At 38.9% G+C, this 21,544-nt stretch carries 22 protein-coding genes; 19 read left to right on the top strand and 3 right to left on the bottom strand.

All coding sequences use genetic code 11. From position 1 onward, the window contains the following. The first annotated feature begins 9 nt into the window (after positions 1-9). The 8 genes from ACS5PU_RS03010 (at position 10) to ACS5PU_RS02975 (ending at position 8,000) form a co-directional block, all read left to right on the top strand. On the top strand, positions 10-1,062 hold the full coding sequence (locus ACS5PU_RS03010) for a sugar phosphate isomerase/epimerase family protein (protein WP_439457784.1): 1,053 nt from the start codon (positions 10-12) through the stop codon (positions 1,060-1,062). An 83-nt stretch (positions 1,063-1,145) separates the two neighbouring features. Then, on the top strand, positions 1,146-1,526 hold the full coding sequence (locus tag ACS5PU_RS03005; protein WP_439457783.1) for a c-type cytochrome: 381 nt from the start codon (positions 1,146-1,148) through the stop codon (positions 1,524-1,526). Positions 1,527-1,559: 33 nt separating this feature from the next. Next, a complete protein-coding gene (locus ACS5PU_RS03000) occupies positions 1,560-3,017 on the top strand; it encodes a Gfo/Idh/MocA family protein (protein ID WP_439457782.1) in 1,458 nt (485 codons plus the stop codon). 50 nt (positions 3,018-3,067) lie between these two features. Then, positions 3,068-3,748: a 3-keto-disaccharide hydrolase gene (locus ACS5PU_RS02995; RefSeq protein ID WP_439457781.1), complete on the top strand. Its 681-nt coding sequence runs from the start codon at positions 3,068-3,070 to the stop codon at positions 3,746-3,748. A 355-nt stretch (positions 3,749-4,103) separates the two neighbouring features. After that, on the top strand, positions 4,104-5,345 hold the full coding sequence (locus ACS5PU_RS02990; protein WP_439457780.1) for a nucleoside permease: 1,242 nt from the start codon (positions 4,104-4,106) through the stop codon (positions 5,343-5,345). A gap of 1 nt (position 5,346) precedes the next feature. Beyond that, entirely contained in the window at positions 5,347-6,237 is an 891-nt protein-coding gene (locus ACS5PU_RS02985; RefSeq protein ID WP_439457779.1) for a hydroxypyruvate isomerase family protein, read from the top strand. 46 nt (positions 6,238-6,283) lie between these two features. Then, on the top strand, positions 6,284-7,123 hold the full coding sequence (locus ACS5PU_RS02980) for a sugar phosphate isomerase/epimerase family protein (RefSeq protein WP_439457778.1): 840 nt from the start codon (positions 6,284-6,286) through the stop codon (positions 7,121-7,123). Positions 7,124-7,130: 7 nt separating this feature from the next. After that, the gene (locus ACS5PU_RS02975; RefSeq protein WP_439457777.1) at positions 7,131-8,000 is read left to right on the top strand and encodes a sugar phosphate isomerase/epimerase family protein; all 870 of its coding nucleotides are present in this window, start codon (positions 7,131-7,133) and stop codon (positions 7,998-8,000) included. Positions 8,001-8,359: 359 nt separating this feature from the next. Here the strand turns inward: ACS5PU_RS02975 and ACS5PU_RS02970 are convergent, their stop codons facing one another. Further along, positions 8,360-9,379 carry a lamin tail domain-containing protein gene (locus tag ACS5PU_RS02970; protein WP_439457776.1) on the bottom strand — a complete coding sequence of 340 codons (1,020 nt, stop codon included), beginning with the start codon at positions 9,377-9,379 and terminating at the stop codon, positions 8,360-8,362. A gap of 49 nt (positions 9,380-9,428) precedes the next feature. Between ACS5PU_RS02970 and ACS5PU_RS02965 the strand changes: the two genes are divergently transcribed. The 10 genes from ACS5PU_RS02965 to ACS5PU_RS02920 all read left to right on the top strand — a co-directional run bounded on the left by ACS5PU_RS02965 (position 9,429) and on the right by ACS5PU_RS02920 (position 17,739). Then, on the top strand, positions 9,429-10,418 hold the full coding sequence (locus ACS5PU_RS02965) for an aspartate-semialdehyde dehydrogenase (protein ID WP_439457775.1): 990 nt from the start codon (positions 9,429-9,431) through the stop codon (positions 10,416-10,418). A gap of 54 nt (positions 10,419-10,472) precedes the next feature. Then, on the top strand, positions 10,473-11,075 hold the full coding sequence (locus tag ACS5PU_RS02960) for a CDP-alcohol phosphatidyltransferase family protein (protein ID WP_439457774.1): 603 nt from the start codon (positions 10,473-10,475) through the stop codon (positions 11,073-11,075). Positions 11,076-11,237: 162 nt separating this feature from the next. Then, a complete protein-coding gene (gene dacB / locus ACS5PU_RS02955) occupies positions 11,238-12,644 on the top strand; it encodes a D-alanyl-D-alanine carboxypeptidase/D-alanyl-D-alanine endopeptidase (RefSeq protein ID WP_439457773.1) in 1,407 nt (468 codons plus the stop codon). 46 nt (positions 12,645-12,690) lie between these two features. Continuing rightward, positions 12,691-12,927, top strand: a complete 237-nt coding sequence (locus ACS5PU_RS02950; RefSeq protein ID WP_439457772.1) for a hypothetical protein — start codon at positions 12,691-12,693, stop codon at positions 12,925-12,927. Then, entirely contained in the window at positions 12,912-13,304 is a 393-nt protein-coding gene (locus tag ACS5PU_RS02945; protein ID WP_439457771.1) for a type II toxin-antitoxin system VapC family toxin, read from the top strand. Before ACS5PU_RS02950 ends, ACS5PU_RS02945 begins: the two co-directional genes overlap by 16 nt. 82 nt (positions 13,305-13,386) lie before the next feature. Then, on the top strand, positions 13,387-13,896 hold the full coding sequence (locus tag ACS5PU_RS02940; protein ID WP_439457770.1) for a GNAT family N-acetyltransferase: 510 nt from the start codon (positions 13,387-13,389) through the stop codon (positions 13,894-13,896). Between the two features lie 76 nt (positions 13,897-13,972). Continuing rightward, on the top strand, positions 13,973-14,821 hold the full coding sequence (locus ACS5PU_RS02935; protein ID WP_439457769.1) for a DUF2911 domain-containing protein: 849 nt from the start codon (positions 13,973-13,975) through the stop codon (positions 14,819-14,821). 421 nt (positions 14,822-15,242) lie between these two features. Next, entirely contained in the window at positions 15,243-16,538 is a 1,296-nt protein-coding gene (gene eno, locus ACS5PU_RS02930) for a phosphopyruvate hydratase (protein WP_439457768.1), read from the top strand. A gap of 182 nt (positions 16,539-16,720) precedes the next feature. After that, on the top strand, positions 16,721-17,020 hold the full coding sequence (locus tag ACS5PU_RS02925; RefSeq protein ID WP_113951033.1) for an FtsB family cell division protein: 300 nt from the start codon (positions 16,721-16,723) through the stop codon (positions 17,018-17,020). A 104-nt stretch (positions 17,021-17,124) separates the two neighbouring features. Next, entirely contained in the window at positions 17,125-17,739 is a 615-nt protein-coding gene (locus ACS5PU_RS02920) for a trimeric intracellular cation channel family protein (protein ID WP_439457767.1), read from the top strand. Between the two features lie 36 nt (positions 17,740-17,775). Here the strand turns inward: ACS5PU_RS02920 and ACS5PU_RS02915 are convergent, their stop codons facing one another. Both ACS5PU_RS02915 and ACS5PU_RS02910 read right to left on the bottom strand, forming a co-directional pair. Beyond that, complete coding sequence (locus ACS5PU_RS02915; RefSeq protein ID WP_439457766.1) at positions 17,776-18,324, bottom strand: REP-associated tyrosine transposase; 549 nt, start codon at positions 18,322-18,324, stop codon at positions 17,776-17,778. Between the two features lie 140 nt (positions 18,325-18,464). After that, the gene (locus ACS5PU_RS02910; RefSeq protein WP_439457765.1) at positions 18,465-20,450 is read right to left on the bottom strand and encodes a hypothetical protein; all 1,986 of its coding nucleotides are present in this window, start codon (positions 20,448-20,450) and stop codon (positions 18,465-18,467) included. A 354-nt stretch (positions 20,451-20,804) separates the two neighbouring features. Here ACS5PU_RS02910 and ACS5PU_RS02905 point away from each other — a divergent pair, with 354 nt between their 5' ends. Continuing rightward, positions 20,805-21,539, top strand: coding sequence for a L,D-transpeptidase family protein (locus ACS5PU_RS02905; RefSeq protein ID WP_439457764.1), 735 nt, complete (start codon positions 20,805-20,807; stop codon positions 21,537-21,539). The last annotated feature ends 5 nt before the right edge of the window (positions 21,540-21,544 follow it).

Below are 21,544 nucleotides of genomic sequence, written 5' to 3'. Positions count from 1 at the left end.
CAATCTACAATGACAACAATAAAAGGACCAGCAGTATTTTTGGCGCAGTTTATTAGCGATGAGGCTCCATTTAATTCATTAGATAGCATTTGCCAATGGGCAGCAGGCCTGGGTTTTAAAGGGATCCAGATGCCAACCTTGGATAGCAGGTTTATCGATCTGCAGAAAGCAGCAGAAAGTAAAACCTATGCCGATGAGTTAAAGGGTAAAATCGCATCTTATGGATTAGAAATAACCGAACTTTCTACGCATTTACAAGGTCAACTGGTTGCAGTACACCCTGCATATGATGATTTATTTGATGCTTTTGCACCAAAAGAAGTGCATAAAAACCCAAAAGCCAGAACCGAGTGGGCCGTACAACAGATGAAATACGCCGCTAAAGCATCGCAGAACTTAGGTTTAAATGCGCATGCCACATTTAGCGGTTCATTATTGTGGCAGTACTTTCACCCTTGGCCACAACGCCCGGCAGGTTTGGTAGAAGAAGGTTTTGCAGAACTTGCAAAACGTTGGACACCAATCTTAAATGAATTTGACCAGAACGGTGTAGATGTTTGTTACGAAATACACCCTGGAGAAGATTTATTTGACGGCGAAACCTATGAAATGTTCCTTGCTGCCGTAAATAATCACCCTAGGGCATGCTTATTGTATGATCCTTCTCACTTTGTATTACAACAGTTAGATTATATCCAGTATATCGATTTTTATCACGAAAGGATTAAAGCCTTCCACGTTAAAGATGCTGAATTTAATCCTACAGGTAAACAGGGTACTTTTGGTGGTTACCAAAGCTGGGCAAACAGAGCAGGCCGCTACCGTTCACCTGGCGATGGACAGGTTGATTTTAAAACCATTTTCAGTAAATTGGCGCAATACGATTTTAAAGGTTGGGCCGTTATGGAGTGGGAATGTTGCATTAAAAACCAGGAAGACGGAGCCCGCGAAGGTGCCGAATTTATTAAAAAGAACATCATCAATGTAACAGATAAAGCATTTGATGATTTTGCTGCCTCTGGAAGTGATGCTGCATTTAATAAAAAAATATTAGGCTTATAGAATTACAACACACGTATATTTAAACTTTTATAAGCAAAAAACTATCGCTTATTTAGGTTTAGATCATTAAAACAATAACACACATGAAAAAAACAATTTTAATTTTAGGCGCCGTAGTCATCTTTATGGCTTCGTTTTCAAAAGCTGATTTAGCCAAAGAGAAAACAGTAAATGCAACAGCAACGGTATCAAGCCATGCGCTGCAATCGAACCCGGGCGAAAAACTGATCAATAAATCTGACTGTTTGGGCTGCCACAACAAAACCAACAAAATTATTGGCCCTGCTTATGTAGATATCGCCAAGAAATATCCGGCTACCGAAAAAAACATCAACATGTTAGCGGATAAAATTATCAAAGGTGGAACAGGTGTTTGGGGCAACATGCCAATGACCGCTCATGCTACACTTAAAAAAGACGATGCAAAATTAATGGTAAAGTACATTTTATCCCTTAAAAAATAATTTTAACCAAATTAGCAAATCGATTTACTAAGTATGAAAACAGAGCAAGAAAGTAAAAACACGAGTAACCGCCGTGATTTTATTAAAACATCAGCTATTGCAGCTGCTGCATTTATGATTGTGCCCCGCCATGTTTTAGGCGGACCAGGTTATTTAGCACCTAGCGATCGTTTATTAGTTGCAGGTATTGGCGTTGGCGGCAAAGGCCAAAGCGATTTAGATATGTTTTACAAAAGCGGAAAAGCAGATATTGCTTTTTTATGCGATGTAGACGACCGTCGCGCAGCCAATAGTGTAAAAGCTTTTCCGAAAGCAAAATACTATAAAGACTGGCGCGAGATGCTAGATAAAGAACACAAGAATTTCGATGCTGTTTCTGTTTCAACTCCCGATCATAACCACGCTATCCAAGCCCTCGCAGCCATGCAGCTTGGTAAACACGTATATGTTCAAAAACCACTAACCCACGATATTTATGAAGCCCGCATTTTAACTGCAGCGGCAAAAAAATATAAAGTGGTTACCCAAATGGGAAATCAGGGTGCTTCAAATGATGGTCCCCGTCAGATGAAAGAATGGTACGAGGCGGGTTTAATTGGCGATGTTCATACCGTTTACGCCTGGACCAACCGTCCGGTTTGGCCACAGGGTATTCCATGGCCCAATAAAAAAGCCGAAATCCCTAAAGAACTGGACTGGAATTTATGGTTGGGAACGGCCCCTGAAAAGGATTTCGTAGATAAATTGGTTCCTTTTAACTGGCGCGGCTGGTGGGATTACGGAACCGGTGCCCTTGGTGATATGGGCTGCCACCTGATTGAAGCTCCTTTTAGCGTATTGAACTTAAAATATGCCAAAGAAGTAGAAGCCAGTGTGGGTTCTGTTTACGTAGATGAATTTAAACGCGGTTATTTCCCAGAAAGCTGCCCACCATCAAGCCACGTTACCTTAAAATTCCCTAAAACGAACAAAACCAAAGGCGATGTTACTTTGCATTGGATGGACGGTGGTATTCAACCCGAGCGCCCTGAAGAGTTGGAAGCAAATGAAACCTTTGGCGATGGTGGCAACGGTACTTTATTTATCGGTACCAAAGGCAAAATGATGTCTGAAACCTATAGTGCCAACCCGAAATTATTGCCTTTGAGCAAAAACGCCGAAATTAAGGTTAAGCCAAAATACAAACGCGTACCTGATGGCGCCAATGGCCACTACAAACAATGGGTAGAAGCTGCAATTGCAGGCTATGGCCAGCAAGAAGTAAGTTCTCCTTTCGAAATTGCCGGTCCGCTAACCGAAGCTTTATTAATGGCCAACCTTGCAATTAGAAGTTTCGACATTCAAAAAACAGTAAACGGTAAAGTAACTTACCCTGGCCGATATACCAAAATGTTATGGGATAACGACAACATGAAGGTGACCAACTTCGACGAAGCGAACCAGTTTGTAAAACGGGAATACCGCAAAGGCTGGAACAATTTAACACTTTAATAATCACAAACCTCGTAGGTTTTAAAACCCATAAGGTTAATTAAAAAAACATGAAAAAAATCTTTCTTTCGGCCTGTATCCTATTGGCTGTAACACAAATATCAAAAGCTCAAAAAGGCTTTAAACCATTGTTTGATGGTAAAACTACAACCGGCTGGCATACGTATAACAAAACAACTGTAGGTAGTGCTTGGCAGGTTCAGGATGGTGCATTGCACTTAGATTTAGCTACCAAAGGTAACGATGGTGGTGGCGATTTGGTTACCGATAAAGAATATGGCGATTTCCACTTAAAATATGACTGGAAAGTAGCACCAAAAGCAAATAGCGGTCTTATTTTTTATGTTCATGAAGAGCCTAAATACCATGCTACCTACTCTACTGGTTTAGAAATGCAGGTAATTGATAATGATGGTCACCCTGATGGAAAAATCACTAAACACCGTGCAGGCGATTTATACGACCTGGTAAAAAGTTCGTCAGAGCCAGTTAAAGCAGTTGGCCAGTGGAACAAAGCCGAAATCATTAGCAAAAAAGGTAAATTAACTTTAATTTTAAACGGTGTTAAAGTGGTAGAAACTACGCTTTGGGATGATAACTGGAAAAAAATTGTTGCAGGAAGTAAATTTGCAACCTGGGACAACTGGGGAACTTTTAAAACCGGTAAAATTGCTTTACAAGATCATGGAGATGAAGTTTGGTACAAAAACATCTCTATAAAAGAACTTTAAAAGAGGTAAAAGGTGTAAGGTAGAGGGCTGAAGGTTTCCTTTTTATTGCTTTAACCATACGCCCGGAACTTAAAATATTAAAAGATGGAAAAGGTGTAAGGTAGAGGGCGGAAGGTTTCCTTTCTATTGCTTTAACCATGCGCCAGGAACTTAAAATATTAAAAGAGGTAAAAGGTGTAAGGTAGAGGGCGGAAGGTTTCCTTTCTATTGCTTTAACCATACGCCAGGAACTTAAAATATTAAAAGATGGAAAAGGTTTAAGGTAGAAGATGGAAAATTTCGTATTTTTCGCTTTTACCTTATACATTAAACCCTTTACCTTAAACCTAACACTATATAACCTTATATAAACCAAATGAATAGCACTACTCGCTTTAAACTCTCTGCCATGATGTTCCTGGAATTTTTTATCTGGGGCGCTTGGTTTGTAACCCTGGGAACTTTCTTAGGAAACAACTTAAAAGCTACAGGTTCAGAAACCGGAGCTGTATTTTCAACTCAATCGTGGGGCGCTATTATTGCCCCTTTTATTGTGGGCTTAATTGCCGACAGGTATTTTAATGCAGAACGCATTTTAGGTGTACTCCACATTATCGGTGCCATATTGATGTACCAAATGTACAATGCCACCGAAGTAAGTGTATTTTATCCCTATGTATTGGGTTACATGATTTTGTTTATGCCAACCCTTGCCCTGGTAAATTCAGTTTCATTTAACCAAATGAACGATCCTGAAAAAGAATTTTCGTCAATCCGCATCTGGGGTACCCTTGGATGGATTGCCGCAGGTTTGTTGATCAGTTACTTTTTCCACTGGGATTCAAAAGAAGGTACTGAAGCCGGTTTGTTGAAAAACACCTTTTTAATGGCGGGTATTGTATCACTTGCTTTAGGCCTTTTCAGTTTTACATTGCCTAAAACGCCACCTAAAATTTCATCAGATGAGAAAATTACGGTTTCAGACGTATTGGGACTTGATGCCTTAAAACTTTTAAAAGATAGAAACTTCTTGATCTTCTTCATCTCTTCTATCCTGATCTGTATTCCATTGGCCTTCTATTATCAGAACGCAAACCCATTTCTTTCCAACATAGGTGTTGATAACCCTACCGGTAAGATGACCATAGGACAAGCATCAGAAGTTATCTTCTTATTGTTTATCCCTATCTTCTTTAAACGTTTCGGATTTAAAATGACCATTTTGGTGGGTATGCTTGCCTGGGCTGTACGTTACGCCTTATTTGCCTATGGAAACGCAGGAGAATTAAGCTTTATGCTGATTTTAGGTATTGCACTACACGGTGTTTGTTACGATTTCTTCTTCGTATCAGGTCAGATTTATACCAACTCTAAAGCAGGAGAAAGATTTAAAAGCTCGGCTCAGGGATTAATTACCTTAGCTACTTATGGTGTTGGGATGTTGATCGGATTTGCTGTAGCAGGTAAGATTTCTGATGCCTACAAAGCGGTAGATGGCACAATGGACTGGAAAATGATCTGGATCATTCCTGCCGGAATTGCCCTTGTAGTATTCTTGTTATTTGCCTTGGTATTTAACGATAAAACTAAGTCTGAAATAGAAGCTAAAACTGTTTAATATGTCATCAAACGTAAATAGAAGAAATGCTTTAAAGAACATCATTGCAGGCACTGCTGCCATTGGTGTTTCTTCGGGCTTATCAGCTTTAGCAATGGATAAATCAGAACCAGAACAGCCGCTTAAATTAAAAGGAAACATAAACCACGCCGTATGCCGTTGGTGCTTTAGCGGCCTGGATGTAGATACGCTTTGTACCGAAGCCAAAAAAATCGGTATTACAGGTATTGATTTGGTTGGACCGAAAGATTGGCCTACCCTAAAAAAACACGGATTGGTTTCTACCATGTGCAACGGTGCAGAAATTAACCTGGTTGATGGCTTTAATGACGAAAAATTCCACGAAAAGCTGATTCAGAACTATACCGCCATGATTCCTTTGGTGGCCGAGGCTGGTTATAAAAACCTGATCTGCTTTAGCGGAAACCGCCGTGGTAAAGACGATGAAACAGGTTGGAACAATTGCGTTAAAGGACTGAAACAACTTATCCCATTAGCAGAAAAGCATAATGTTGTACTGGTAATGGAGTTATTGAACAGCAAGGTAAACCACAAAGATTACCAATGCGACAGAACTTCGTGGGGTGCTGAACTTTGTAAGCGACTGGGCTCTGAAAACTTTAAACTGCTGTACGATATTTACCACATGCAGATAGATGAAGGCGATGTGATCAGAAACATCAGAGATTACCATCAGTACATTGCGCATTACCATACTGCTGGCGTTCCCGGCAGAAATGAAATAGACGAAACCCAGGAACTGTATTACCCCGCCATTATGAAAGCCATTGCAGATACAGGCTTTAAAGGTTTCGTTGCACAAGAATTTATACCTAAAAATGCAGATAAGATCGCCTCTTTAAAAAAGGCAGTTTCCATCTGCGATATTTAATATGCCGATTATGATATCAAGAAGAAATTTTATTCTAAACAGTAGCATGGCTGCAGCCGCAGCACTTTTGGTTCCATCTTTTGCCTGCGTAACTGCCGATAAAAAATTGGTGGGCTTGCAACTTTACTCGCTAAGAGATGAATTACCGAAAGATGTAAAAGGCACAATAGCCAAAGTGGCCAAAGCCGGTTTCAAAGAAGTAGAAACCTATGGTTTCTCTATAAAAGATCAGTTTTGGGGCTTAACACCTGCTGATTTTAAAAAACTGCTTGATGATAACGGCTTAAAAGCACCTAGCGGACATTACGGATTGGGCAGCTATTTAACAGATGGCAACACCGACGAACTGAAAGCTGCAATTGCCGCGGCCAAAGTACTTGGAAGCGAGTATGTAACCATTCCCTGGTTAGATGAAAGCATCAGAAAAAGTGCCGACGATTATAAAAAAATTGCAGTTAAAATAAACGAAGCCGGAAAATTAGCCAAAGAGGCTGGTATCCGGTTGGCTTACCACAACCACAATTTCGAATTTGAAAAGCAGGGCGATACAACCGGTTACGAAATCCTGTTAAAAGAAACAGATAAAAATCTGGTTGATTTTGAACTCGATCTGTATTGGGTGGTGCGTTCAGGAAACGATCCGTTAAAATTATTTAAAGAAAACCCAGGCCGTTTTACCATGTGGCATGTTAAGGATATGGACAAAGCCAACCCAGCTTTAAATGCCGAGGTTGGAACAGGCGCTATCAACTTTAAACCTATTTTTGCCGAAGCCAAACTTTCTGGCATGAAACATTTCTTTGTAGAGCACGAAACCAATTACAAGCCAAATCCGATAGAATCTGTTGCAGCAAGCTGCGCATACATTAAAAAAGAAATTATTTAGTTAAGATATGAATTCAAGAAGAACATTCTTAAAACAGGCAGGGCTAGCCGCGGGGGCAGCATTACTCATCCCCTCTTTTGCATTTGATAAAGCCAGCAAAAACGTTGGCCTGCAATTATATACACTACGCGATGAACTGCCTAAAGATGTAAAAGGTATTATCGAAAAAGTAGCTCAGGCTGGATATAAAGAAGTGGAAACCTACGGTTTCGCTAACGGAAAATTCTGGGGCTTAACACCAAAGGAATTTAAGGCATTGTTAAATGCAAATGGTTTAAAAGCACCAAGTGGCCATTACCACATGGATGATTTTGTAAAAACAGGAAATACAGATAGATTAAAAGCTGACATCGAATCTTCGGCTGCCATTGGCGGCAAATATTTCACCATTGCCGGTGCACATGTTGATATGAGCAAAGGTGCAGATGGTTTTAAAAAAACCGCAAGCGATTTTAATAAAGTGGCAGAAATTGCAAAAGCTGCCGGTTTAAAATTTGCCTACCATAACCACGATTTCGAGTTTAAAAAATTGGGCGATACCACCGGTTACGAAGTTTACTTAAATGAAACCGATAAAAACCTGGTAAACTTCGAACTGGATCTTTACTGGGTAGTGCGTTCGGGTAACGATCCGCTGGCCTTATTTAAAAAGTACCCAGGCCGTTTCCCTATGTGGCATGTTAAGGATATGGATAAAGCCAAACCCGAATGGAATACCGAAGTGTGCAAAGGCAGCATCGATTTTAAAGCCATTTTTGCACAAGCTAAACAATCAGGAATGCAGCATTTCTTTGTAGAGCACGAAACCAATTATAATCCCAACCCTGTTGGTTCTATCAAAACAAGCTGCGATTACATTAAAGCAAATTTGATATAATAACAAAAGAGGCTGTATCATAAATAGAGGATCGTCATCCTGAGCAATAATTTATTGCATAAATCAATATGAATGGCGGACCCTGGGAGGTCGTCATTTCGAGCGGACCCGATGGCTATCGGGTGCAACGTTGTCGAGAAATCTGTTTCTATAGATTTCTCCGCTCCACCACTGGTGAAAAACCGGATGGCTCCGGTCGAAATGACGATTCTTCTATTGAGCGTTTTCAATGGTAGGCACAAAGGACTTGTTTCATTGCTCCGCAAAAAACATTTCAACTATCCTCCCCGATAACCGGGAAGCTCCGCGACAACTTCAAGACGAAGTCAACTTTTATGATACAGCCTTAATTTTAATACCTAATTTAACTTCTCTGCCAATACACAGGTATTTTTAAACCGCTGGGTATTGCCTTTCAAATTGTATACCTCAAACAGGATTACATAAATACCTACAGCCGCTTTCTGCCCACCATCATTTAATCCATCCCAGATAATACTGCCTTTCGTTGCAACTGTTTGGTTTTTCAGCAGTTTCCTTACCAGCCTGCCCTTATCCGAAAACACGCTGACCGTAGCTAGGCTCGAGTTTTCTGCAAGCTGATAATCCAAGGTCAATACATCTTCGAAGGCATCACCATCAGGAGAAAAGGTTTTCGAAGCCAGTTTTGCAAAGCTTTCTGCCCCGCTAAAGGCCTGCGAATTTTGATAGGTCGGCGTAGCAAAACCCACCGAAGCCGCGGCCGATTTAAAGTTGCCCGGTTCATTTGCATCTTGCTCAAAAGATACCCTTTCAATTGAAATGCCATCTTCGTCCTGTATTAAGGGATGATGGATTTTTGCGCTATAATTTAAGCGGTCTATAATTTCATTATTGCTCATTAAAATCACAGTCCCCTTATCATTGTTAAAAGCCGGCAAACTCGCTAACTGTATAAACTGGGTAGAAAATTTGGCCTGATAGTGCTGTTTTATATTCGCTGCGTTTGTGGTAATTACCCAGTAAGTTCCAGGCGCTATCATCATTTTTGATGTAGAAATGCGTTTGATACTGGCAGGTTCGCCGGCAGCATTGGCATTGGCCAGCATTAGTTCCTGCAGGTCGATTTCATGATTGGAACGGTTGTAAATCTCTACAAAATCTACACCGCCGGTTCTGGGGTTAAACAACAGTTCGGAAATTAAGATATCTCCTTTCCCAATAATTTTAGGCGAAGCGGATGGCTTATCCCTGCTTCGGGGAAGCCCTTTTACTGGGAGTTTAAACGAGACCGACTGCTTGTTTAAATAAACCTTGTTATGAGTTAAAAAACTAAGGTTTAAAATATTAAAAGCAAATTTAGTGAGTAAAAATAGGGATATAAGCTTAATTTTTATCATATTTGGACTTATATCAAATGTTTAATAAATATAATAATTAAAATTTAAAATGAAAGTAGCAGTAGTAGGTGCAACCGGATTGGTAGGCACTGTCATGTTAAAAGTATTGGAGGAAAGAAATTTCCCTTTAACAGAGTTAATTCCCGTAGCATCTGAAAAGAGTGTTGGTAAGGAAATTACTTTTAAGGGTAAGAAGTTCCCAATTGTTAGCATGGATACCGCTATTGGTATGAAACCTGATATCGCATTGTTCTCAGCAGGAGGAAACACTTCTTTAGAGCATGCCCCACGTTTCAAAGAAGCCGGAACAACTGTTATCGATAACTCTTCTGCATGGAGAATGGACCCTTCAATTAAATTAATTGTACCAGAAGTTAATGCACACGAACTTTCTATCGATAATAAAATCATTGCCAACCCTAACTGTTCTACCATTCAAATGGTGGTGGTTTTAAAACCTTTACATGATAAATATAAAATCAAACGCGTAGTGGTTTCTACCTACCAATCGGTTACAGGTACAGGTGTTAAAGCTGTAGAGCAATTGATGAACGAACGTAAAGGCATTGATGGACCTAAAGCTTACCCATACGAAATTGATTTGAATGTTCTTCCGCACATCGATGTTTTCACCGAGAACGGATATACCAAAGAAGAAATGAAAATGGTTAAGGAAACGAATAAAATCATGAGCGACGATAGCATTAAAGTTACCGCTACAACAGTTCGTATCCCGGTAATGGGCGGTCACTCAGAATCAGTAAATATCGAATTCGAAAATGATTTCGATTTAGCTGAAGTTCGCAGTATTTTGGAAAAAGCACCAGGTGTTATCGTTGTGGATGATGTTGCCAATTTAAAATATCCGATGCCGAAAGATGCACACGAAAAAGACGAAGTTTTTGTAGGCCGTATCCGTAGGGATGAATCGGCTCCAAAAGCGCTAAACCTTTGGATTGTTGCTGATAACTTACGCAAGGGAGCTGCAACCAACGCCGTTCAAATTGCCGAATATCTAATTCAGAAAGAATTAGTTTAACCAATAAAATTCAGGCCCCGATTTAAAATCGGGGCTTTTTTATGCGCGCTATTCATGAAAAACATCCCAATTGCCCTGATTTATTCGCGGTTGCTCATTGGTTTCATCATCATCTTTTTAAGTTTTTTTCATGTTAACAGCTATCCTATTTTAGCCATTACGCTGTTATCAGTTGGTTTGCTGACCGATGTTTTTGATGGGATAATTGCCCGTAAACTGAATATATCCTCCGAAAAATTACGCCGTTTAGACTCCAGCATCGATCAGGTATTTTTTATTTCCGTTGCCCTAGCCACTTATATCCAATGCCCTGATTTTTTTAAATCCAATCTGGTTAAATTAATTGTTCTGGGTGCTTTTGAACTCTCAACCTATGTACTAAGCTACGTTAAGTTCAAAAAAGAAATCGCAACCCATTCTATCGGTGCCAAAATATGGACATTAATCCTGTTTGCCACATTGATAGAAATTATGGTGCATTGTAAATCGGTTGTGCTGTTCGAACTTTGTTTTTGGATTGGGCTGGCAACCAGAACCGAAATATTGGCTATCGTTTTCACACTAAAAAAATGGACCAACGATGTACCCACTATTTATCATGCGGTAAAACTTAGGCAAGGCAAAGAAATTAAGCGCAATAAGTTGTTTAACGGGTAAATTCAATTTAATAGGCTTTAGATAAAAAAGAGATGTAATCACTAAATTATATATAATTTAGCGATCAGCACCTTTTTAGATGCATACAAGCCGCTCGAAACACACGTTATAAATAAATCCAACTATACCAGTTTTCTGATATAAATATCTATTTTTTTAAAAATGAAATTTTCTAAACTACTATTCATACTCTTCATTTCAGCCACTGTAGCCAATGCCCAAAACAGGATTCAAAATCTCGAAAAGGCATTTAACACCCTCTTAAACGATGAACAGGCTAAACATGCCATCGCATCGCTTTGCGTATTGGATGCCAATACAGGAAAAATACTATATGCAAAGAATGAGCAGATCGGTCTGGCTACTGCTTCAACACTAAAAACCATTACTGCAGCCACAGCTTTCAGCATCTTAGGGAAAGATTTTCAGTTTCAAACCACACTGGCCTATACCGGAAACATTACGGCCGATGGAACATTAAAAGGAAACCTGATCATTATCGGCAGTGGCGATCCAACATTGGGCTCTTGGCGGTATCAGAACAAAGAAAATGCAGTTTTAAATCAGTGGGTTACGGCAATAAAATCGGTTGGGATTAAGAAAATTGAAGGTTCGGTAATTGGTAATGATAGCTTATTTGGCACACAAACGACGCCCGAAGGCTGGGTTTGGCAGGATATTGGCAATTACTATGGTGCCGGAACATCGGGGCTTGCCTGGCGCGAAAATCAATTCGATATCCATTTAAAACCTGGAATAAGCACCGCTGAAGAGGTAAAAATAATTAAAACCGTTCCGGAAACACCTTATATCCAAATCGTAAATGAATTAAAAACCGGTGCAGCAGGTACTGGCGATAGAGGTTATGCCTTTCTTCCGCCCTATACGGGCATAGCCTACCTGCGCGGGAGCTGGGGAATGGGAATTGGCAAAACAGGGATATCTGTGGCCCTCCCCGATCCGGCATTTGATTGTGCTTACCGCTTACAGGATACGCTAAAAAGATTGGGCATTGCAACAAATCAGTCTGCAACAACCACCCGGCTAATGGCTTTGAACAAACAGGCCGTACCTGGCATAACACAAAAAATAAGCACCATCAGCTCGCCAACATTAAGCGAAATTACCTACTGGTTTTTAAAGAAAAGCATTAACCTATATGGCGAAAGTTTGTTAAAAACCATAGCCTTAAAATCTGGTAAAGCTCCTACAACAGCAAAAGGAGCAGAAACAGAGGTTAATTTTTGGGCCGATAAAGGCATTGAAAAATCGGCATTGAATATTATCGATGGCAGTGGGCTTTCGCCAGGCGACCGGATTACAACATCGGCTATGGCAAATATTTTATTCCAGGCACAGAAAGAAACTTGGTTTGCCGATTACTATAAAGCTTTTCCCGAATATAATGGCATGAAAATTAAAAGCGGTACCATAAACGACGTTTCTGCTTTTGCCGGTTACCATACAGATAGCTCAGGGAATAAATATATTGTGGTAATCAATATCAATAATTATAGTGGAAGCGGCATTAACAAAAAGCTATTCAGGGTTTTAGATGAATTGAAATAAGATTATTAAACTTGGTTTAACTTTTAAAATTGTGTATTTTTGATATATGGGAATAACAATCGACATAGGCTATGAACAATTGTTAGCTGCAATAAAAAAACTTCCAGCAGCGAAAATCAAACAGTTAAAATCAGTTTTAAACGAAGAGTTTATTGAGCAAAAAGCATCAAACGACTTATCTGATTTTCAAGATTTTTTGCTAAAAGGCCCCACCATGAGTGAAGAACAATATAAGCAGTATCAAACCAACAGAAAAAGCTTCAATTCATGGAGAATGAAATAATCTGTTTGGATACGTCCATTTTAATTGATTACTACCGAAAGCAGTTAAAAGAGAAAAGCACATTCTACAAACTAACCAAAACTTATAATCTTTTTGCTGTATCAATTATTACCGAATATGAGGTTATGATTGGTGCAAAAACAGAAGAAATCGAATTTTGGAAAGACTTTTTCGGCAGGATAACTGTACTTCCTTTTGATAAGCCGGCTAATGATATTGCCATCCAAATTACAAAAGAGCTCAAGAAGAAGAGTAGTTTAATTGAAATTCCCGACATTTTAATTGGGGCAACAGCTTTAGCCAGAAAAATAAAAATTGCAACGCTTAATAAAAAGCACTTCGAAAGAATTAAGGATCTTGAATTGGTTGCGATATAATTGAAAATGACAAACTAAAAAACGTTTACGGCATTCAGAATTTATTTTGGTGTTTAAATAAAAGCTTAACTGGTAAAAAATAATGCAATTAACTCTCCGTCCCTACCAACCCAGTGATATTGAAAGTTTGGTTAAACACGCCAACAACTTTAATATTTCAAAATACCTGACCAATAAATTTCCTTTCCCTTACGATAAAAAAGACGGAGAGGCCTTTATTGCCTTGGCTTCAAGTCACCAACCTTTACAAATAATGGCTATTGTTGTTGACGGAGAGGTAATTGGATCGATAGGTGTGCACCAACTGGCCGATATTTATAGCAAAAGTGCCGAAATGGGTTATTGGATCGGTGAAGAACATTGGGGTAAGGGTATTGTTCCGGTAGCAGTTAAAGAAATGCTGAAATATGGCTTTGAAACATTTGATATTGATAGAATTTTTGCAAGAACATCGCATACAAATACTGCCTCGCAGCAGGTGTTGAAAAAAGCTGGCTTTATTTTCGAGGCAGAACTAAAATCGACCATTTTTAAAAATGGCGAGTATTTCGATGAAATGATTTTTGGTTTCAGAAAAAATCAATTGATTTAAAATCTTCAAACCAAACTAATTATTGCTAAACCCGATGCTATTTGCGTAAATTAGTGTAAACCAAAACAACAAAGCAATGAGATTATCAATCAAAACAGTAATGTTATTTGTTGCACTTTTAGGTGCAGCAGATTTCGCAAATGCACAGGAAGCAAAATTCCCGCAACCGAGTAGCGGACAAACCATTATCCAGGATTTTGGATTGGGTAAAATAACCTTAATTTACTCGCGTCCGAACGTTAAAGGGCGTAAAATTTTTGGCGGTATGGAACCACTGGGCACAGTTTGGCGCAACGGTGCAAACGCAGCCACGCGCATTAAATTTACCGATGCGGTTAAAATTGAAGGCAAGGATTTACCTGCAGGCGAATACGGACTTTTCAGTATCCCCGGCGAAAAAGAATGGACGGTTATTTTTAGCAAAAAACCCGATCAATGGGGTGCCTACACTTATAAAGAAAGCGACGATGTACTGCGCGTAAAAGTAAAAACTACCGCCTTAAAGGATAAAGTAGAAACCCTGACCATGCAATTTGCAGCTGTTAGCGAAACTTCGGCACAGTTAAACATGATGTGGGAAAACAGCGCTTATACGCTCAATATTACGACTTCTATCGATGAAAAAGTAATGGCCAATATTGCCGAAGCCATGAAAGGCGATAAAAAGCCTTATTTTAATGCTGCGCTGTACTATTTTCAAAATGGGAAAGACTTAAAACAGGCTTTGGAATGGATGACGGAAGCAGAAAAATCAGATATGAAAGCACCATGGTTTAAACTATGGAAAGGCCGTATCCAATTAAAACTGGGCGATAAAGCTGCAGCAGCAACTACCGCTCAACAGGGCATTGACGCTGCAAAAGCACAAAATATTGACGAATATGTACGCTTGAATACTGAACTTTTGGCGCAGGCCAAAAAATAAGAGCCTAATATGCTTTGGATCGGTTTGGCACCTATCCAAAGCATATTATAGTCAGGCTCGGCCTACCCCCTAAGAATTACAGGAACTAAGTAATTTAAACCCGATTGAAATGGAAAGCCCGGAATGAGGAACGAATGAGGACTTGAAATGAAAAGCGGGACCTACCCCAACCGATGTAATACTACAATTGCTTTTCAAAAAAGTATTGATGTAAGTATGCGTCTAAAGAACTTGTGCAAAACAAGAGGTTACCGACCAATATTAACTTAAAATTAATCAGTTATTAACTCCAACAACGCGCTTAACATTAACCTTCAAAAGGCTTTATTTATTTAAAAAATATACTAACTTTGATGTTGCGCTTAGTAATTGTATTTTGTACACTAAGCAGGTTAAAAAATCAACAAAAAATCAAATTAAAATGAGCATAATCGTTAATGTCCATGCCAGACAAATCCTCGATTCGAGAGGCAATCCAACAGTAGAAGTAGAAGTAGTTACAGAAGCAGGCGCTTTTGGCCGTGCAGCTGTACCAAGTGGCGCATCTACTGGGCAGTATGAGGCTGTTGAATTACGTGATGGGGATAAATCTACATATTTAGGTAAAGGCGTTTTAAAAGCTGTTGAAAATGTAAATACCAAAATTGCGAATGCATTAAGAGGTGTTGATGTTTTTGAGCAAAATGCTATCGATAAATTAATGTTAGAACTTGATGGTACTGAAAACAAAGGTAACTTGGGTGCTAATGCAATTTTAGGCGTTTCTTTAGCTGTTGCTAAAGCTGCTGCTGATGAAATTGGCCAACCATTATACCGTTATATCGGTGGTGTTAATGCCAATACCTTGCCTATTCCGATGATGAACATCATTAACGGTGGTTCTCACTCTGATGCCCCTATTGCATTCCAGGAATTTATGATTATGCCTGTTGGCGCTCCTTCTTTCTCTGAGGCATTGCGTTGGGGTACTGAAGTTTTCCATAGCTTGAAAAAAATTCTCCACGATAGAGGTTTATCTACTGCTGTAGGTGATGAAGGTGGTTTTGCACCAACTTTTGATGGTACTGAAGATGCAATTGAAACCGTATTAAAAGCAATTGAAACTGCAGGTTACAAACCAGGTTCTCAAATCTGTTTAGCTTTAGATTGTGCTTCATCTGAGTTCTATAAAGATGGCAAATACGATTATACTAAATTTGAAGGTGCTACCGGTGTGATTCGTACCAGCGAAGAGCAGGCACAATACTTAGCAGATTTATCGGCTAAATATCCAATTATCTCTATCGAAGATGGTATGGACGAAAACGACTGGACTGGTTGGAAAAGCTTAACCGATAAAGTTGGCGACCGCGTTCAATTGGTAGGCGACGATTTGTTTGTAACTAACGTAACCCGTTTACAACGTGGTATTGATGAAGCTACTGCAAACTCAATTCTGGTAAAAGTAAACCAGATCGGTTCTTTAACTGAAACCATCAATGCGGTAACTTTAGCTCAAAACAATGGATATACTTCGGTAATGAGTCACCGTTCTGGCGAAACTGAAGATGTTACCATTGCTGATTTAGCTGTTGCATTAAACTGCGGACAGATTAAAACTGGTTCGGCTTCACGTTCTGACAGGATTGCCAAATACAATCAATTGTTACGTATTGAAGAAGAATTGGGCGAAAATGCACGTTTTATCGGTTCAAAATTCAAATACGCTAAAAAATAACCCATTATCCATTGCGTTGGGTTTAAACCCGCCGCAATGATGCGATAGTGTTAACAAGTTGAAAAATTAAGTTGTAGAACATCCGGAGATTTTAAATCTTCGGATGTTTTTATTTTAATACTATATTTGTTCGTTGAGATCTGGTTTTTTGCAGATCCCACATCTAAAACTCATATCAATATATGAAACGTTTAATAGACCTGTTCCGCAATAAATATTTCCTTGCTACTGTTGCTTTTGCACTGTGGATGCTATTTTTCGATAAAAACGATATGATGTCGCAGTATGAGTACCGCAGCCAGGCCAATAAACTACAGGAAGAAAAAGAATATTTCGAGAAAGAGACCGCCCAGGTTAAAAAGGATTTAAACGAGCTGAATACCAATTTAAATACTGCCGAAAAATTTGCCCGCGAAAAGTACTTCATGAAAAAGGATAATGAAGATGTTTTTGTGATTATCCAAGAAGAGAAGAAGGATTAGTTTTTTAGTTGGCAATTTTCAGTTAGAAGTTTACAGTTTTGAGTTAACTATAAAACAACTCCCTTTCAGTTAACCAAATAACCGATCCAAACAGTTAACCCAAAATGCTCCACATCCTTTACATCATTGCCATAACAGCAGAAGCCATGACCGCTGCTTTATCTGCAGGCAGAAGAGATATGGATTGGGTGGGTGTTTGTATTATTGCCTGGGTTACCGCATTAGGAGGCGGAACGGTAAGAAACGTACTGTTTGGCCACTATCCGATGAGCTGGGTTGAGCATCCTGAATATCTGGTTATTACCGCAGTTGCGGCTTTATTGGCTGCTTTTATTGCTTCAATAATGACCAAACTTAAGAAGCTATTTCTTTATCTTGATGCTTTGGGTCTAGTTGTTTTTACCATTATTGGCTGTCAGGTTGCTCAAGAAATCCACCTTCCCTATTTAATTGTACTGTTTAGTGGCATGATTACCGGTTGTGCAGGCGGTGTACTCCGTGATGTACTTTGCAATGAAGTTCCGTTTCTTTTTAGGAAAGAAATTTATGCAAGTGCTGCAATAGTTACCGGTGCTGTTTATATCGGCGTTGAGCACTTTCATGGCAGTGAAATGTTGGCAACGGTTTCGGCTGCTGTTGTAGGCTTAGCGCTAAGATTGCTCTCCATCAAATACGAATGGCACATGCCTAAGTTCGTGTACCGTGATGAGTGGCATTAGGTTTTCGTGGTGTCAGATGTTACCATCTGACACCAATCAATCAAAAATATCTCTATAATCAATTATTTCAACAACATTATCTTGATTTCCTAAATAAAATGCAGCGCTGCTATATTTATAATTTTCAGGATATTCGCTCAAATTCCAATGAGATTGCAATGGATTTTGATGAATATATTCCAATTTAACTTCCAAAAGTTCTTTATTTCCTATCCAAACATCATCAAATCTATCATTCCAAACTTTAAATACCTGCTTCTCATTTTCAATCCTTAACCAATTTAGTAGCTCACTTTCTTTAGATTCAAGATATTTTCTTATTTCAAAAGCACAAAACTTTTTCAGATCACGCAAAGTATCCGACAATTTATTTTCATTGTTGAAGTAAAGTAAAACATGAAAATGATTGGGCATAATCACATAGCCAAAGATTGAAATCTTATATTTCAACGCAACAAAATTTAAACTCTTAGCAACTATCAATTTACAAAAATCAGTTTCGAGTAATTTCAGATGTTTATAACAGCTTGTTGTAACAAAAAAACACTTTTTATCCAGAAATAAATTTCTATTTCTTAATCCCATGGTAGCTATACTTTTAGTATTGTGGCGTAGAATTAAACCGCATGACTCTTTCCAAGCTAATCTAATGTTTTGTGATTCATCTAAACGATCTATCAGTCAGATGGTAACATCTGACTGCACTTACCTATCTACATTTTACATCAAAGCTCACCATTCCGCTTCCTTAAAAACCACTCCGTACCAAGTAAAATTAAGATCAATGCGAACAGCCATTTCATGGTAATTAACTCATTGTATTTTCGGTCTTCGTAGCTAATGGTTTTTATGTTTTCGTTTTTCAGGATTTCATCTGCTATTTTCAGCAGATTGGCCGGCATAAAAACCTTTCCATTACTCTGTTTAGAAATGGTATTGAGCAATTGATGGTTAGCGGTAGTCTGCTGGAATTCAGCAATCAGGGCATTCACATAAAAACTTCCTGAAACTGTAAATTTCTTTCCGCCCAGCGAAGTGTTCGCCACGTAAGTATAGTTTCCGGCGGGCATGGTACCTGCATCAAGCTGATAGGCATTTTCTGTTTTGGAGAAAGTATAGTTAAAAATTTTGCCTGCTTCATTTTTAACCTGCAGGTTAACTTCGGGTTCGTTTACCGCCTGATAGCTATCGTTATAAAGTGTTCCATTAAACTGAATGCTTTCATTTTCGTCATAAGCTGATTTAGAGGTAAATACTTTAAATCTCCGTTTATCATCCTTAACAGAAAGGTACTGCACTGTTTTAGAAATCAGGTCGCTTAATACCGATTGAGGCATTTCATTTTCTGCTTCCGAAAGTTTCCAGCGCCATAAGCCCTCTCCCATCAAATAACCTGTTTTTAAACCACTTTCATTGGTAAAAAACAACAAAGGCTGCTGGGTATTTACTTTGCCAATGCGCTGATTAAAAACAACAGTAGCACTGGCATTAACGGTTAGTCTGCCAAATGGTGAGAGCAATGGATCGAATGCAGAAAACTGTTTTTTATCTTCTTCTGTTAGGTTAAAGCTGGTAAAACCATTCACAAAATCGGGGTATACTTCTTGAACAGAACCATTGGCAGCACTTAAATTAACCTGGTTTTGGAGCTGGTTAAACGCGACTATATTGCTTTGAGCCCCTACAATATACCATAACGGTTTCTTTAAGGGCTTAAGTTTTTGTATAAAACCAGCGGCCATGTTTTGAGCATCTGGAAGCTGATAGAGTATAATTAAATCGAATTCTGAGGGATCTGTAGCACTTAAATCATCGCCAAGGGCCAGTTTGGCCTCGTAATGTTTATTAAGCGAAATGGCATCCTTTAAAACGCCTAAATCAGGATGTGGGGCTGCAGCTGCCAAGAGTACTTTCTGCCGGCCATCGATCACTTCAACATAAAAGGTTTGCGTATTATTTCTGGCGGTGATTTCATTCTGCAAGGTTCCAAGCTGAACCGTGTACTTCTGCACACCGATTTTACCGGCATGGATTTTTAAAGGGATGGTTTTCGTGAAAGCGTTTCCATTAATCTTTAGGTTCTGCTGCTCAATTTTAGCCCCATTTTCACTAATGCTTAAACCAACATTTTCATTGTTGCTCTGAAAAGCCTGCACCTGAACTTCAACCGTAAAATCATCATCCAGATAAACAATATTGTTGTAGTTTACATTCGAAATCAGTACATCACGTTTCGGAATACTATCGCCTAAGGCAATGGTGTACACTGGGGCATTGATTTGATTGATGCTGTAAAGTGGATTGCCGCCATGATTAAAAATCCCATCAGTGGCTAAAATTACCGCGCCAATATTCCTATTGGTATACTCGTCCCGTATTTTTTGAAAAAACGCTGATGCATCAGTTAATTTTCCCTGGTTTTTAAAATCAAAGCCTTCAATGGGCTTATCAGAGAAATGATAGGTTTTAACTTCGTATTTATCAGATAGCTTATCCTCCAGTGCCTTAAGGTTTTGCTCATACAGTTTTTGATCGAAGTTCGCCGTTTTTACCTGCCCAACCGATAACGAATTATCCTGCCCAATAATAATTACAGGCTTATCTAACGTATAATTTAAAGTTTTAATTAATGGGGCGAACAGAAGCCAGGCAATTGCCGTAACCACAATAATCCTTAGTGTAGTAAGCCCATATTGTAGCTTTTTATCCAAGTTTTTATTATTTCTATACAACAGCCAGGCATATAAGATGCCTAACGCCAAGCAACCCAGAAAATATAAAACAGAAGTACCGGAAAAAAAGCTATTCATAATTCATAAAGATGGTAATTTTGAGGAAATTTTCAAGATTATTAACCATAAAGAATTATTACTAACACTAAAAACATCCAATCTTTTAACCACCGAGTGCACTGAGCTTTACACTGAGGATCACAGAGGGGCTAAGCGTTTTTAAGCACGCAACTCTATGTACTTTGTGCCTTTTCTCTGTGATCTTAGTGGTAAAAAATAAGAATGCTATGGCCTCTGTGGTTAAATACCTATTTTTAAACCAAATCAATATTTATGAAATTAATCTGTTTAACGTTTCTTCTATTTCTAAGCCTTATGGTCAATGCGCAAAACAATTTTAAAGAAAGCCAGATCAAATTTGAACGGGTAGAAAAAGCATATAATGAAAAATGGGAAACACTGCGGAAATTTATCCTGGCCGATGGCTATGGCAATCAATTCTCGATGGTGATTAATGCTTACAAAAGTGAAGGCAAATTAGAGGTCTGGCTAAAAAACAATGCCGGTAAAAGCTATAAATTATTCAGAACGTACGATTTCTGTGCACATTCGGGCGTACTTGGTCCAAAGGTATTTGAAGGTGATGGCCAAACACCCGAAGGCTTTTATTACATCAACGTTTTTAATCCGATGAGTAATTTTCATCTATCTCTTGGAGTAAATTATCCAAACTCGGTAGATTATGCCAGAACAGGGAAAGATAGAAAACCTGGAAGTGATATATACATCCACGGCAATTGCGTAACGGTCGGTTGTATCCCATTAACCGACGAAAAGATTAAGGAAGTATATGTTTTAGGGGTGGAGGCCCGCAATGCAGGACAAGAAAAAATCCCGGTAAATATTTATCCTTTCAAGATGACTGATGGAAATATGAAGAAATATATTCCCCAATTTCCTACCCAAGCTATTTTTTGGAAATCGTTGCAGCCCGCTTACTTAGCTTTTGAAAAGAATAAGACTCAACCTGCTATTAATGAGGTTAAAGGGAAGTATGTTGTAAAATAGTTTAA

Origin of the sequence: Pedobacter sp. GSP4, assembly GCF_051857575.1 — a bacterium.
Taxonomy (GTDB): domain Bacteria; phylum Bacteroidota; class Bacteroidia; order Sphingobacteriales; family Sphingobacteriaceae; genus Pedobacter.
Note: the sequence above shows the minus strand (reverse complement) of the source record. Positions and strands in the feature narration are given on the sequence as shown.